The organism is Kitasatospora sp. NPDC057738, assembly GCF_042798815.1.
Classification (GTDB): domain Bacteria; phylum Actinomycetota; class Actinomycetes; order Streptomycetales; family Streptomycetaceae; genus Kitasatospora; species Kitasatospora lactacystinica.
Genome location: NZ_JBHVJT010000015.1, coordinates 119,329 through 132,728 on the forward strand (window position 1 = coordinate 119,329; position 13,400 = coordinate 132,728).

Below are 13,400 nucleotides of genomic sequence, written 5' to 3' on the forward strand. Positions count from 1 at the left end.
CGCGGCCGCGGCGGGGTGACGCTCCGGAGCCCCGCCGGCTACAGCGGGGTGACGGCCTTGAGCACCACCAGCAGGGCCACGGCGGCGTTGAGCGCGCACAGCGCCGACGCCGCCGTACCGATCGCCGCGACCATCGCCGCCAGGCCGGCCGGGGTCTTCGCCGGCGGCCAGTTGCGGGAGGTCGGCACCGGGCCGAGCAGCGCGGCGACCCGGCGCGGCACCGGGCCGGCCGCCGCGGCCGGGGCGGCGAAGGCCGCGAAGCCGGGGGCCGGGGCGGCGTGCGAGACCAGGGCCGCCCGGGCCACCGCCCGCGCGGTGATCCGGCGGTCCCCCACGGCCTGCGCCGAGTCCTCGTCCGCCCACCGCTCCGCGCTGTACGCCACCGCGTCCTGCAGCGGCCGCAGGAACGGGTTGACGCAGGCGGCGAGCTGGGTGGTCAGCAGGTACCGGTGGTGGCGGTGGCGCAGGTGCGCCCGCTCGTGGGCGAGCAGCGCCTCGCGCTCGTCGGCGGCCAGGCCGGCCAGCATCCCGGTGGAGACCACGACCCGGCCGGGCGAGCCGGGCAGCGCGTAGGCGTACGGGCTCCGGTCCGGCAGCACCGCGAGGTCGCCGGCCGGTCCCGGCCCGACGGGCAGCCCGCTCAGCGCCCGGCGGGCCCGGGCCCGCACCCGCAGGTGCCGCACGACCGTCCGGGCGCAGGCGAGGACCACCAGGGCCAGCAGCCACATCGCGGCCGTGCCGACCGTCTCGTGGTAGGGCAGCGCGGCCCGCACCTCCGGGTCGGACCAGCTGTCCGGCAGCGGGTTGCCGGGGATCTGCGCGGTGCCCACCACGCCGATCAGCCCGAGGCAGAGCGCGCTGCACACCGCCATCACCGCGCTGATCACGGTCATCAGCCGGGCCGCGCCGCGCGGGTGCAGGTGCTGTTCGGTCAGGCGCGCGATCGGGACCGCGGTGAGCGGCAGGACGAGCGGGAGGAAGACGAAGAGGCCCACGGGTCAGCTCTCACGGTCGGGCGCTGCCGGATCGGCGGACGCGGCGTCCAGCAGCGCCCGGAGCAGTTCCTCGTCGTGCGGCAGCAGCGCGCTGACGAAGCTGGCCAGGACGGCGTCCCGGTCCGCCTCCCCGTCGAGCATCCGGCGCATCCGCAGCGCGGCCAGCCCGGCGGCGTCCGAGGAGGCCTGCCACAGGTAGGAACGGCCGGAGCGGGTCCTGGTCACGGCGCTCTTGGCGTGCAGCCGGGACAGGATGGTCATGACCGTGGTGTAGGCGAGGTCGCCCTCCAGGCGTTCCTGGACCCATCCCGCGGCGGCCGGGCCGGGCGCCTGCTGGAGCACCGCGAGCACCTGCGCCTCCAGCTCGCCCTGGCCGCGGCGCCGGGCCGGCGCGTCCGCGGCCGCCGGGGCGTGCCTCTCGTCTGCCATGACGGCCCACTCCCTCCGGATGCCTCGCCCGGACCGACGGGCACGGGTTCATCCTAACGAGCGAGGGGCCGCGCCGAACCGGTCGGATCGGGGGTTCGGGAACGCACGGCGCAGCCCTGCGGCGCCCGCGGGTCAGGTCCTGGCCCGCTGGGTCACCGCGATGCAGACCAGCACCACCACCGCGGTGACGGGCGCCGCGGCCGGCAGCCGCTCGCCGAGCAGCAGCACCGACCAGACCAGTGTCAGCAGCGGCTGCGCGAGCTGGAGCTGGCTGGCCCTCGGCACCCCGATCGCGGCCATCCCCCGGTACCAGAGCACGAATCCGCCGAGCTGCGAGACCGCCGCCGTGTAGGCCAGCCCGGCCAGGGCCTGCGCCCCGAGCCGCACCGGCTCGGCGCCCAGCCCGAGCGCCGCGGTCAGCAGCGTCGCGGGCAGGGCGGCCACCACCGCCCAGGCGATCACCTGGGCGCCCGGCAGGTCCCGGGAGAGCCGCCCGCCCTCGGCGTACCCGGCGGCGCAGAGCAGTACCGCCGCGAACAGGTAGAGGTCGGCGACGGTCGGCCGGCCGTGGCTCTGCACCAGGGTGAAGGCGAGGACTGCGGCGGCCCCGGCGAGCGCCGCCGCCCAGAACGCCCCGGACGGCCGGCGGCCGGTGCGCAGCGCCGCGACCGTCGCCGTGGCCAGCGGCAGCACGCCGATGACCACCGCCGAGTGGGCGGTCGAGGAGGTGCGCAGGGCGAGCGTGGTCAGCAGCGGGAAGCCGAGGACGCAGCCGCCGGAGACCACCAGCAGTCCGGGCCAGTGCCGCCGCTGCGGCAGCGGGGCGCGGACGGCCGCCAGGTGGAGGACGGCCAGCAGGCCGGCGAGGGCGCCGCGCAGGCCGGTCGCGGACCACGGGCCGAAGCCGGTCAGGGACCACGCGGTGGCCGGGAAGGAGAGCGAGAAGGAGGCCACGGCGAGGGCCGCGAGGGCGGTGCCGGAAGCGGGGGCCTGGCGAGGTGCTACCGCCCGAAGCCGGGTAGCGCTATCTTGTGCCGTCATGAACGAGCGTAGCAGTGTGACCGAACTCGCCGACATCCTGCGGCGGGAGGTCGAGCGCTACCCGGAGGGACGGAAGCTGCCCTCCAGCCGGGCGCTGGTGGACCGTCACCAGGTCAGCCCGGTGACGGTCTCCCGGGCCATCGCGGTGCTGGTGGCCGAGGGGCTGGTGGTCTCCCGGCCCGGCGCCGGGGTGTTCCGGGCGGCGGCCTTCGCCGCGGCCCCGGCCGTCCCCGCCGCGCCGTCCGACCGCACCGGCGACCTCTCCTGGCAGCAGATCGCGCTCAGCGCCGACTCCGGCCCGCGCGACCTGCTCGCCGCCCCCGTGTTCGCCACCCTCCGGGTGCCCCCGCCCGACGTCGTCGACCTCAACAGCGGCTACCCGCACGCCTCGCTGCTGCCCGAGCGGCTGCTCGCCGCCGCGCTCGCCCGGGCCGGCCGGCGACCGGGCGCCTGGGACCGCCCGCCCACCGACGGCCTCACCGAACTGCGCGGCTGGTTCGCCCGGGACATCGGCGGCCACGGCGGGCCGATCGGCGTCGGGGACGTCCTGATCACCTCCGGCGGGCAGAGCGGGCTGACCGTCGCCATGCGGGCGCTCGCCGCGCCCGGCTCGCCGGTGCTGGTGGAGTCGCCGACGTACGCGGGCATCCTGGCGGTCGTCCGGGCGGCCGGGCTGCGGCCCGTCCCGGTCCCGGTCGACGCCGACGGCCTGCGCACCGACCTGCTGGCGGACGCCTTCGCGGCCACCCGGGCACGGGTCCTCGTCTGCCAGCCGCTGTTCCAGAACCCCACCGGGGCGGTGCTGTCGCCCGAACGGCGGGAGGAGGTGCTGCGGATCGCCCGGGCCGCCGGGGCCTTCGTGGTCGAGGACGACTTCGCCCGGCTGCTGGTCCACGCGGACGCCCCCGCGCTGCCGCGCCCGCTCGCCGCCGACGACCGGGACGGGGTCGTGGTGCACCTGCGCTCGCTGACCAAGGCGGCCTCCCCCAACCTGCGGGTCGGCGCCCTCACCGCGCGCGGACCGGCGCTGGCCCGACTGCGGGCCACCCAGGTGGTGGACAGCTTCTTCGTGCCCCGGCCGCTCCAGGAGGCCACCCTGGAACTGGTCGCCGACCCCGCCTGGGCCCGTCACCTGCGCACGCTCGGCGCCGAACTGCGCGACCGCCGCACCGCCGCCGTCGCCGCCCTGCACCGCGAGCTGCCCGGCGTCCTCGGCACCCACCGCCCCGGGGGCTACCACCTGTGGCTGCGCTTCCCGGACGGCGTCGACGACACCGCCCTCGCCGCGGCCGCGCTGCGCGCCGGCGTCCAGGTCTCCCCCGGCCGCCCCTACCACCCCGCCGAACCCCCGGCCCCCCACCTGCGCCTCAGCTACGCCGCGGCCGAGAGCCCCGCCCAGGTCGCCGAGGGCGTCCACCGCCTGCGGCTCGCGTACGAGGAGGAGACGGGCTGACGCCGGACGGCGGTGCGCTACCGCCCGTGGCCCGCCATCCGCTCCAGGCGGGCGACCCGCTCGGCCATCGGCGGGTGGGTGGAGAAGAGCCTCGCGCCGGCCTCGCCGGGGCGGAAGGGGCTGGCGATCATCATGTGGCTCGCGGTCTGGAGCTGCGGCTCGGGCGGGAGCGGCAGCCGGCGGGTGCCGGCGTCCAGCTTCCGCAGGGCGCTCGCGAGGGCGAGCGGGTCGCCGGTGATCCGGGCGCCGTCGGCGTCGGCCTGGTACTCGCGGGAGCGGCTGACCGCCATCTGGATCAGTCCGGCCGCGAGCGGGCCGAGGATCATGATGGCGAGCATCCCGAACAGCCCCGGGCCGTCGTCGTCCTCGCTGCGCCCGAACGGGATCAGCCAGGCGAAGTTCACCAGGAACATCACCACCGAGGCGAGCGCCCCGGCCACCGAGGAGATCAGGATGTCCCGGTTGTAGACGTGGCTCAGCTCGTGCCCGAGCACGCCCCGCAGCTCGCGTTCGTCCAGGATCCGCAGGATGCCCTCGGTGCAGCAGACCGCCGCGTTGCGCGGGTTGCGGCCGGTGGCGAAGGCGTTGGGCGCGGGGGTCGGGGAGATGTAGAGGCGGGGCATCGGCTGGCGGGCGGCGGTGGAGAGCTCGCGGACGATCCGGTACAGCTGGGGCGCCTCGAACTCGCTGACCGGCCGGGCCCGCATGGCCCGCAGCGCGAGCTTGTCGCTGTTCCAGTACGCGTAGGCGTTGGTCCCGAGGGCGACCAGCAGGGCGATCACGAAGCCGGTGCGACCGAAGAGGCTTCCGATCACCAGGATCAGCGCCGAGAGGCCGCCGAGCAGGACGGCGGTCCTCAGTCCGTTGTGCCGGCTGTGCACGTCAGGCCCTCCAGTGGTGCGGTGGGGAAGCCCTTTCTGCCTCGTCCCTCGTGCCCGGTCAACGGGCGGGGCCGAGGGCCTTGTTCCCTTGTGACCCGACACGGTGACCGACGCGACACCGCAGCCCCGCACCACCGGCGCGGCCGCGACGGCCCCGGGCCGCACCACCGGCACCGCCGTGACACCCCCCGGACCGCACCCCCGGCGCACTCCGGCGCCCGCTCAGAACAGCGAGCCGCCCGCCACCTGGAGGACCAGCTGCGGCGCCACCGAGAGGACCACGGCGGCCGAGGCGGTGAGCCCCAGCGTCGCGGTGAGGCCCACCGGCAGACGGCGCCCGGCGGCGGCCTCCGCGAGGGGCTCCTCCCCCGCCGGGGCGAACAGCCGGGCCGTCCACAGCAGGTAGTAGTACAGGGCGATGACCACGTTGACGGCCATCAGCACGGCGAGCCAGCCCAGCCCGGCGTCGACCGCCGCGCGGAACACCACGACCTTGCCGAACAGGCCGATCACGCCCGGCGGCAGCCCGGCCAGGCAGAGCAGGAAGAAGGCGAGCGCCAGCGCCGTCCAGCGGTTGCGGGCGAACAGGCCGCGGAAGTCGTCCACGCTGGTCCCGGGCCGGCGGCCGACGGCGGCGACCACCCCGAAGGCGCCGAGGTTCACCACGCCGTAGATCAGCGCGTACGCGGCGGTGGCACCGAGCGGGTCGACGCCGGTCGGCGCGTAGCCGGCCGCGGCGAGCGGCACCAGCAGGTACCCGGCCTGGCCGACCGAGGACCAGGCGAGCAGCCGCACCGCGCTGTACCGGGTGTCGGGGCGCTGGCGCAGCGCGCCGACGTTGCCGGCGGTCATGGTGACGGCGGCCAGCACCGCGAGCACCAGGCCCCAGGTGTGGGCGTACGGGCGGAAGGCGACGGTGGTGGCCAGCGCCAGCCCGGACAGGCCGGCCGCCTTGCCGACCACCGAGAGGTAGCCGGCCACCGGCAGCGGCGCGCCGGTGTAGGTGTCGGGCACCCAGAAGTGGAACGGGACGGCGGCGACCTTGAAGGCGAAGCCGACCAGGGTCAGCACCGCGCCCGCCTCGGCCAGCGGCTTGAGCTGCCCGGGCGCGTGCTCCAGGCCCTGGGCGACGGCGCCGAGGTGCAGGCTGCCGCTCGCCGCGTAGACGAAGCCGACGCCGAGCAGCATCACGGCGGTCGCGGTCACCGAGGAGACGAAGAACTTGAAGGCGGCCTCGGCGCCCCGGCCGTCCCGGCGCAGCGCGACCAGGGCGAAGGCGGGCAGCGAGGCGACCTCCAGGGCGATCACCATGGTGGCGAGGTCGCGGGAGGCGGGCAGCAGCGCGGCGCCGGTGGCGCTGGAGAGCAGCAGGAACCAGTACTCGCCGCGCGGCAGCCGCTCGTCCTCCACCGTGTGCGCCGACAGCAGCGCCGCGATCAGCGCGCCGCCGAGGGCGAGCAGTTGGAACACCAGGGCGAAGTGGTCGGCGACGTACGAGCAGCCGCCGTTGTCGGACCCCCCTGCTACGTTCTGCACGCAGAAGGTCGCTCGGGGTGATCCGCCGGTGAGGGGGAGGAGTGCGATGAGGGCGAGGGCGAGTCCGGCCGCGGTGAGGCGGCCGAGCCACTTCTTGTGCCGCTCGGGCAGGAACAGGTCCGTGAGCAGCACGGCGAGGGCGGCCACGGCGGCGATCAGCGGCGGTGCGATCGCCACCCAGTCCACGGACTGGATCAGGCTGCCCGGGTTGGCTACGGCGAGGGAGGTCACAGTGTGCTGCCCCGTGGAGTGAGGTCCGAGTGCGGCGGTCTGGGCTGCGAGCACGGTCAGCCACCCCCGAGGAGGTGCTTGACGGCGGGATCGGAGAGGCCGAGCAGCAGCGCGGGCCAGAGGCCGGCGAGCAGCGTCAGCGCGGCCAGCGGCGTCCAGCTGACGGCCTCGTACGGGCGCAGGTCGGCGAGCTCGGCCACCGGTGCGGGCTGCTCGGGGTCCCCCATGCAGACGCGCTTGACCACGATCAGGAGGTACGCGGCGGTGAGGAGGGTGCCGAGGCCGGCCAGGACCATGTAGGTGACGAACGCGGGGCGCGACAGGCCGTCGGCCGGGTCGAACGCGCCGAACATGGCGAGCAGCTCGCCCCAGAAGCCGGCCAGGCCGGGCAGGCCGAGGCTGGCGACGGCGGCGAAGGCGAGCAGCACGCCCAGTCGCGGGGCCCGGCCGTACAGGGCGGCGCCGGTGGCCCCGGCGAGGGTGTCGAGGTCGGCCGTGCCGTAGCGGTCCTTGAGCGCGCCGACGACGAAGAACAGCAGGCCGGTGATCAGACCGTGGGCGATGTTGGCGAACAGCGCGCCGTTGACGCCCACCGGGGTGAGGGAGGCGATGCCGAGCAGCACGAAGCCCATGTGGCCGACGGAGGAGAACGCGATCAGGCGCTTGAGGTCGCCCTTGGCGCCGGGGCGGCAAAGTGCCAGGCAGGCCAGGGAGCCGTAGACGATGCCGACGGCCGCGAAGGCGCCCAGGTAGGGGGCCAGCGTGGTGGCGCCCTCCGGCACGACCGGGAGGAGGACGCGGACCAGACCGTAGGTGCCCATCTTCAGCAGCACGCCGGCGAGCAGCACCGAGCCCACCGTCGGGGCGGCGGTGTGGGCGTCCGGGAGCCAGCTGTGCAGCGGCCAGGCCGGGGCCTTGACCGCGAGCCCGACCAGGATCGCCAGCGCGGCGACCACCTGGGTGGTGTGGCTCAGGCCGCTGCCGTGCGCGGCGGCCAGGGCCTGCATGTCGAAGGTGCCGGCCTTGCTGCCGATCAGCAGGAAGCCGAGCAGCATCACGGCCGAGCCGAGCAGCGTGTAGAGGATGAACCGGTTGGCGGCCGGCACCTTCGCGCCGCTCCCCCAGCGGGCGATCAGGAAGTACATCGGGATCAGCACGATCTCGAAGGCCAGGAAGAAGAGCAGGAGGTCCAGCACCGCGAAGGTGGCGAGCATGCCGACTTCGAGCAGGAGGAACAGCCCGACGAAGGCCTGGGCCGACGGGCGAGGCTCATCAGGGGCTCCGCCCCCGGCGTCCCCGCCCGGCAGCCGCTTCTCCGAGTAGAGCGCGCAGAGGAAGGTGAGCAGCGCGGTCAGCACGATCAGCGGCAGCGAGATGCCGTCCACCCCGAGGTGGAGGCGCACGTGCAGGGCCGGGATCCAGGACACGTCGGTGGTGGCCTGCATCCGGGCGGGCTCGTCCTGGTCGAAGCCGGCCGCGAGGGCGACGGTGAGCAGGAACACCGCGCCGGTGACGACGGTGTTCAGCCGCAGTGCCCGCCGGCCGGCCACGGCCCGGTCCGGCCCGAACACCGGCGCCAGGGTGAGTGCGGCGCCGAGCAGCGGCAGCACCAGGAGGGCGATGAGGACTGCGTTCATCGGGGGCTCCCAGCAGCGGTCGAGGGGACGGAGGTGGAGGACAGCAGCACCGGCTACACCGCCACCAGGACGGCCAGCAGGACGACGGCGGCCAGCAGGGCGCTGAGGTAGGTCTGCGCGTTCCCGGTCTGCGCGAGCCGGACGGCCCGGCCGAGCAGGTTGGCACCGATGCCGCTGCCCTGCACGTAGCCCTCGACGACCTCGCGGTCGAGGAATCGGACCAGCTTGGCGGCGGCGACCACCGGGCGGACGAACAGCGCCCGGTACAGCCGGTCGACGCCGAAGCCGTGCCGGGCCGGGCCGAACAGCGGGCCGAGCAGGGTGCGCCCGGGGTCGGCGACGATCACCTCGGTGGCCGGGGCCCCGCCCTGCCCGGGCACCCGGCCGGCCGGTGCCGGGCGGCCGGTGCCCAGCCGGGCGGCCGCCGAGCGCCAGGCGCCGTACGCGGCGAGCGCGCCGACCACGGCGAGCCCGGTGCCGGTGACGGCGGTGACGGCGGAGGGCCGCAGCGAGCCGCCGTCCAGGAGCGCGGGCAGCCAGTCCGAGCGCACGCCGGCGATGCCGAAGCCCATGGTCGGCACGGCCAGCACCCACAGCGGCCAGCGCATCACGGGCGGCTCGGCCGTGGCCGGGTCGGCCTCGTCGAGCTCGGGCGAGTACGGCGCGCCGGCCTCGTGGTCGGCCACGACGGTGCCCCGGTCGGCGGCGGGCAGCACCTTCGGTGCGGCCGCGGCGGCCCCGGCCGGGCTGTGGAACGCCACCAGGAACAGCCGGGCCGCGTACGCGGCGGTGAGCAGCGCGGTGAGTCCGGCGGAGATCAGCACGATCCACCCGGCCGCCTGCGGCACCGCCGAGGCCGGGCCGAGGCCGTTGGTCAGCGCCTCGCCGTTGGCGGCGTGCTCGGCGGCGGTGAGCACCGCCTCCTTGCTGAAGAAGCCGGAGAACGGCGGCAGCCCGATCAGGGCGACGAGCGCGATGCCCATCGTCCAGTAGGCGTCGGGGACGCGTTTGCGCAGCCCGGGGATGCGGGACATCGCGGAGATCGAGTTGGTGTGCGCGGCGTGGATCACCACACCGGCGGCCAGGAACAGCAGCGCCTTGAACGCGCCGTGGCTGACCAGGTGGAAGACCGAGGCCTCGCGGTCACCGGAGGCCAGCGCGCCGGCCATGTAGCCGAGCTGGCCGACGGTGGAGTAGGCGAGCACCCGTTTGAGGTCGTCCTGGGCGAGCGCGCAGAGCGCCGAGCCGATCATCGTCACGGCGGCCATCACCGCGAGCACGACCAGCGCCGCGCCCGACAGCAGGAAGACCGGCAGCAGCCGGGCGACCAGGTAGATGCCGGCCGCGACCATGGTGGCGGCGTGGATCAGCGCGGAGACCGGGGTCGGGCCGGCCATCGCGTCCGGGAGCCAAGTGTGCAGCGGGAACTGCGCGCTCTTGCCGGCCACGCCGGCGAGCAGCAGCAGGGCGGTCAGCGTCGGGTGCCCGAGCCGGCCCTCCGACGCGGCCGCCAGCACGTCCGGGATGCGGAAGCTGCCGGCGTCCGCGCCGAGCAGGAAGATCCCGAACAGGAACGGCACGTCACCGAGCTTGGTGACCAGGAAGGCCTTCAGCGAGGCCGAGCGGGCGTCCGCCGTCTCCCAGTGGTGGCCGATCAGGAAGTACGAGCACAGGCCCATGACCTCCCAGCCGACCAGCAGCACGATCAGGTCGCCCGAGTAGACCACCAGGAACATCGCCGCGGTGAACAGCGAGACCAGCGCCGCGTAGGACGGGTAGCGCGGGTCCTCCTTGAGGTACGCGGTCGAGTAGACCTGGACGCAGGTGGCGACCAGTCCGACCAGCACCGAGATCAGCGAGCTGAAGCCGTCCAGGTGGAGGGCGAGGGCGATGTCCGGGCCGCCGGTCGGGGTGAGCCGGGTGGCGGCGTCCAGGGTCTGGCCGGCGCCCAGCTGGAGGGCGACCACCAGGGCGAGCACCGCCGAGACGGCGACCGGGACGACGGCCAGCGGCCGGGCCAGCCCGGGCGCCTTCCGGCCGACGGCCAGGGTCGCGGCGGCGCCGAGCGCGGGCAGCGCCGGGACGAGTACGGGAAGGGCGAGGTTCATGCGGCGGCCCGGCCCTTCAGTGCCTCGGCTCCGGCCGGCGCCCCGGTGTCGACCGGTGTCCCGGCGTCGACCGGCGTCTCCTCGACGGCGAACGCCTCGGCCGGGTCGCCGAGCGCGGTGGCCCGGTCGATGTCCGCGGTGCCCCGGGCCCGGAACAGCAGCAGGACGATGGCGAGCCCCAGTCCGATCTCGGCGGCGGCGACGGTGATGGTGAACAGGGTGAGCGCCTGTCCGGCGTGCAGCGAGTCGCGCAGCCAGGCGTCGAAGGCGACCAGGTTGAGGTTGACGGCGTTGAGCATCAGCTCGACGGACATCAGCACCAGGACGGCGTTGCGCCGGGCGAGCACGCCGTACACGCCGACGCTGAACAGCAGCGCGGCGAGGACGGCGGGGTAGGCGAGGTGCATCAGCCCTCCTGCTCAGAGGTCGACTGCTCGGAGGTCGCCTGCTCGGAGGTCACCGGAGCCGGCTTCGGCGCGGTCGCGGCGACCGTCCCGTTGGACCCGACCGGCCGACCGGCGCGCAGCCGGCCCGCCCGCGGCGCCGGCACCCGCCGCTTGGAGCCGCGCGACAGCACGATCGCGCCGACCAGCGCCGCCAGCAGCAGCACGGACAGCGCCTCGAAGGGCAGCACCCAGTGCCGGAACAGGCTGGCCCCGGTGACGGCGGCCGAGCCGCCGCCCTGGCCGAGGTCGATCCAGGAGGTCCGGAAGGCGTCGACGACCAGCGTGACCAGGGTCCCGGCCGCGGCCAGCGCCACGACCAGGGCCACCCAGCGGTTCTTGGAGTCGGCGTCCGGCGAGCGCCCGATCGGCGCCTTGGTGAGCATCAGCCCGAACAGCACCAGGACGACCACCGAGCCGAGGTAGATCAGCACCTGCACCCAGGCGATGAACTCGGCCGTGAGCAGCAGGAACTCCACCGCCAGCCCGCCGAGCGCGACCACCAGCCAGAGCGCGGCGTGCACCAGCTGCCTGGTGGTCACCGAGACCACGGCCGAGCCGAGCACGGCGATGCCGACCAGCAGGAAGACGATCTCCTGGCCGGTCGGGGACAGGAACGAACGGGCGGCCGGCTCCAGGGAGCCGGTCGCCGCGAGAAGCGTGGTGGCACCGGTCACGCGTCGTCACCCTTCTCGTCGGTGGCCGATTGCGCGGCCGCCGCGGCGGCCGCGGCCAGCTTGTCCGCCGCCTTGCGCGCGGTGGCGATCTCCTTGGGCTCCTCGGCCGCCGGGTCCAGCGCCGGCGGCGCGGGGACGGTCCACATCCACTCGCGGAGCTTGTCCCGCTCGTGGGTCAGCTCGTGGATGTCGGTCTCCGCGTACTCGAACTCCGGCGACCAGAACAGCGCGTCGAAGGGACAGACCTCGATGCAGATCCCGCAGTACATGCAGAGCGAGAAGTCGATGGCGAAGCGGTCCAGCACGTTGCGGGTGCGGGCCCGGGCGTTCGGCTCGGCGGCCGGCAGCGTCTCCTTGTGGGAGTCGATGTAGATGCACCAGTCCGGGCACTCGCGCGCGCAGAGCATGCACACCGTGCAGTTCTCCTCCAGCAGCGCGATGACGCCGCGCGAGCGCGGCGGCAGCACCGGCTGCACGTCGGGGTACTGCGCGGTGACGCTCTTCCTCGTCATCGTCCGCAGCGTCACGGCCAGGCCCTTGGCGAGGCCGATACCGGGGAAGCTCATGAGATCGCCACCTTGATGATGCCGGTGAGGGCCAGCTGGACCAGCGCGAGCGGGATCAGCACCGTCCACGCGAAGCGCATCAGCTGGTCCTCGCGCAGACGCGGGTAGGTGACCCGCAGCCAGATGACCACGAAGGCCAGCGCGAAGGTCTTGAGGATCATCCAGAGCCAGCCGAGCTGGTCCGGCAGCGGTCCGTGCCAGCCGCCCAGGAAGAGCACCGCGGTCAGCGCGGACACCACCAGGATGCCCACGTACTCGGACAGCAGGAACAGGGCGAACCGCAGACCGGTGTACTCGGTGTACGCGCCGAAGATGATCTCCGAGTCGGCGATCGGCATGTCGAACGGCGGGCGCTGGAGCTCGGCCAGACCGGCCGTGAAGAAGACGAACGCGCCGATGACCTGCCAGGGCAGCCAGTACCACTCCCAGGCGTCCACGATCCCGGGCAGCGACAGCGTTCCGGCGGCCATCGCCACCGAGGCCGCCGCCAGCACCATCGGCAGCTCGTACGACATCAGCTGCGCGGCCGTGCGCAGGCCTCCGAGCAGCGAGAACTTGTTCGCCGAGGCCCAGCCGGCCATCAGCTTGCCGATCACGCCGACGCCCATCACGGCCAGCACGAAGAACAGGCCGGCGTCGATCGCCTGGCCGACGAAGCCGTTCGGGCCGACCGGGATCGCCAGCAGCACGAAGAGGTACGGCAGCAGCGAGACGGCGGGCGCCAGCTGGAAGATCCGGCGGTCCGCCCCGGCCGGGACGATGTCCTCCTTCTGCGCGAACTTCACGCCGTCCGCGACGAGCTGCGCCCAGCCGTGGAAGCCGCCCGCGTACATCGGACCGAGCCGGCCCTGCATGTGCGCCATGACCTTGTGCTCGGTCTGGCCGATGACCAGCGGGAAGACCAGGAAGACGACGAGGGTGGCGACGCAGCGCAGCACCGTGTCGAGCAGGTTCACGCGCCGTCTCCGTCCTGGTCGGCCGCTCCGGCCGAGGTCTCGTCCTTCTGCTCGCCCGGTTCGCCCGGTTCGCCCGGCTTCTCGCCCGAGGGCTTCTCGTCGTGGGCGGGCACCGGGTTGTGCCAGGGCGCGTCGGAGGACCGGGGCGCGTCGGAGGTCCGGGGCCGTACGGGAGCCGCGGGCTCGGCCGTCGGTTCGCCGGCCGTCTGGCTGGCCGACCCCTCGGACACCGACCGGGTCCGCCGCGGGCGGTCCGCCCGCACCGGCGGGGCGCCCTCGGCGGCGGGAGCGGCAGGAGCCGCAGGAGCATCGGGAGTGGCGGGAGCTTCGGGAGTGGCGGCGGCATCGGCACCCGCCTGGCTGGCCGACCCCGCGGACACCGACCGGGTCCGCCGCGGCCGGTCCGCCCGCACCGGCGGTGCACCCTCGGCGGCGGCAGCAGCACCG

At 75.0% G+C, this 13,400-nt stretch carries 13 protein-coding genes; 1 reads left to right on the plus strand and 12 read right to left on the minus strand.

Going from position 1 to position 13,400, the window contains the following annotated elements:
- Window positions 1-38 precede the first annotated feature (38 nt).
- From ACFVGO_RS11170 to ACFVGO_RS11180, 3 genes are all read right to left on the minus strand, one after another.
- Window positions 39-995, minus strand: a complete 957-nt coding sequence (locus tag ACFVGO_RS11170; protein ID WP_359897573.1) for a M48 family metalloprotease — start codon at window positions 993-995, stop codon at window positions 39-41.
- A 3-nt stretch (window positions 996-998) separates the two neighbouring features.
- On the minus strand, window positions 999-1,424 hold the full coding sequence (locus tag ACFVGO_RS11175; protein WP_380356107.1) for a BlaI/MecI/CopY family transcriptional regulator: 426 nt from the start codon (window positions 1,422-1,424) through the stop codon (window positions 999-1,001).
- A gap of 132 nt (window positions 1,425-1,556) precedes the next feature.
- Window positions 1,557-2,465, minus strand: coding sequence for a DMT family transporter (locus tag ACFVGO_RS11180; protein ID WP_380631403.1), 909 nt, complete (start codon window positions 2,463-2,465; stop codon window positions 1,557-1,559).
- On the opposite strand from ACFVGO_RS11180, the gene ACFVGO_RS11185 reads away from it, so the two are divergent.
- Entirely contained in the window at window positions 2,464-3,918 is a 1,455-nt protein-coding gene (locus tag ACFVGO_RS11185; RefSeq protein ID WP_380631404.1) for a PLP-dependent aminotransferase family protein, read from the plus strand. The genes ACFVGO_RS11180 and ACFVGO_RS11185 overlap by 2 nt on opposite strands.
- Before the next feature lie 17 nt (window positions 3,919-3,935).
- Here ACFVGO_RS11185 and htpX read toward each other — a convergent pair whose 3' ends face one another.
- The 9 genes from htpX to ACFVGO_RS11230 form a co-directional block, all read right to left on the minus strand.
- Entirely contained in the window at window positions 3,936-4,799 is an 864-nt protein-coding gene (htpX, locus tag ACFVGO_RS11190) for a zinc metalloprotease HtpX (RefSeq protein WP_359897577.1), read from the minus strand.
- Window positions 4,800-5,021: 222 nt separating this feature from the next.
- On the minus strand, window positions 5,022-6,566 hold the full coding sequence (locus ACFVGO_RS11195; protein WP_380631405.1) for an NADH-quinone oxidoreductase subunit N: 1,545 nt from the start codon (window positions 6,564-6,566) through the stop codon (window positions 5,022-5,024).
- Window positions 6,567-6,622: 56 nt separating this feature from the next.
- Complete coding sequence (locus tag ACFVGO_RS11200) at window positions 6,623-8,203, minus strand: NuoM family protein (protein WP_380356100.1); 1,581 nt, start codon at window positions 8,201-8,203, stop codon at window positions 6,623-6,625.
- Window positions 8,204-8,256: 53 nt separating this feature from the next.
- Window positions 8,257-10,311 (minus strand): NADH-quinone oxidoreductase subunit L, encoded by a 2,055-nt coding sequence (locus ACFVGO_RS11205; RefSeq protein ID WP_380631406.1) that lies wholly within the window; start codon window positions 10,309-10,311, stop codon window positions 8,257-8,259.
- Window positions 10,308-10,718, minus strand: a complete 411-nt coding sequence (gene nuoK, locus ACFVGO_RS11210) for an NADH-quinone oxidoreductase subunit NuoK (RefSeq protein ID WP_359897581.1) — start codon at window positions 10,716-10,718, stop codon at window positions 10,308-10,310. Before nuoK ends, ACFVGO_RS11205 begins: the two co-directional genes overlap by 4 nt.
- Window positions 10,718-11,431 carry an NADH-quinone oxidoreductase subunit J gene (locus tag ACFVGO_RS11215; protein WP_380356092.1) on the minus strand — a complete coding sequence of 238 codons (714 nt, stop codon included), beginning with the start codon at window positions 11,429-11,431 and terminating at the stop codon, window positions 10,718-10,720. The genes nuoK and ACFVGO_RS11215 overlap by 1 nt, the downstream gene beginning before the upstream one ends.
- A complete protein-coding gene (locus tag ACFVGO_RS11220) occupies window positions 11,428-11,997 on the minus strand; it encodes an NADH-quinone oxidoreductase subunit I (protein ID WP_359897583.1) in 570 nt (189 codons plus the stop codon). The genes ACFVGO_RS11215 and ACFVGO_RS11220 overlap by 4 nt, the downstream gene beginning before the upstream one ends.
- A complete protein-coding gene (gene nuoH, locus ACFVGO_RS11225) occupies window positions 11,994-12,953 on the minus strand; it encodes an NADH-quinone oxidoreductase subunit NuoH (protein ID WP_380356089.1) in 960 nt (319 codons plus the stop codon). Before nuoH ends, ACFVGO_RS11220 begins: the two co-directional genes overlap by 4 nt.
- Window positions 12,950-13,183, minus strand: a complete 234-nt coding sequence (locus ACFVGO_RS11230) for a hypothetical protein (RefSeq protein WP_359897584.1) — start codon at window positions 13,181-13,183, stop codon at window positions 12,950-12,952. Before ACFVGO_RS11230 ends, nuoH begins: the two co-directional genes overlap by 4 nt.
- Window positions 13,184-13,400: the final 217 nt, after the last annotated feature.

What these genes read in the sequence shown, in the direction of transcription:
- nuoK (WP_359897581.1), bottom strand. Translation starts at nt 10,718, where the DNA reads ATGCACCTCGCCTACCCCGCCGTCCTCGCCGCGCTGCTGTTCAGCGTC.
- ACFVGO_RS11205 (WP_380631406.1), bottom strand. Translation starts at nt 10,311, where the DNA reads ATGAACCTCGCCCTTCCCGTACTCGTCCCGGCGCTGCCCGCGCTCGGC.
- ACFVGO_RS11200 (WP_380356100.1), bottom strand. Translation starts at nt 8,203, where the DNA reads ATGAACGCAGTCCTCATCGCCCTCCTGGTGCTGCCGCTGCTCGGCGCC.
- ACFVGO_RS11175 (WP_380356107.1), bottom strand. Translation starts at nt 1,424, where the DNA reads ATGGCAGACGAGAGGCACGCCCCGGCGGCCGCGGACGCGCCGGCCCGG.
- ACFVGO_RS11180 (WP_380631403.1), bottom strand. Translation starts at nt 2,465, where the DNA reads ATGACGGCACAAGATAGCGCTACCCGGCTTCGGGCGGTAGCACCTCGC.
- ACFVGO_RS11185 (WP_380631404.1), top strand. Translation starts at nt 2,464, where the DNA reads ATGAACGAGCGTAGCAGTGTGACCGAACTCGCCGACATCCTGCGGCGG.
- ACFVGO_RS11220 (WP_359897583.1), bottom strand. Translation starts at nt 11,997, where the DNA reads ATGAGCTTCCCCGGTATCGGCCTCGCCAAGGGCCTGGCCGTGACGCTG.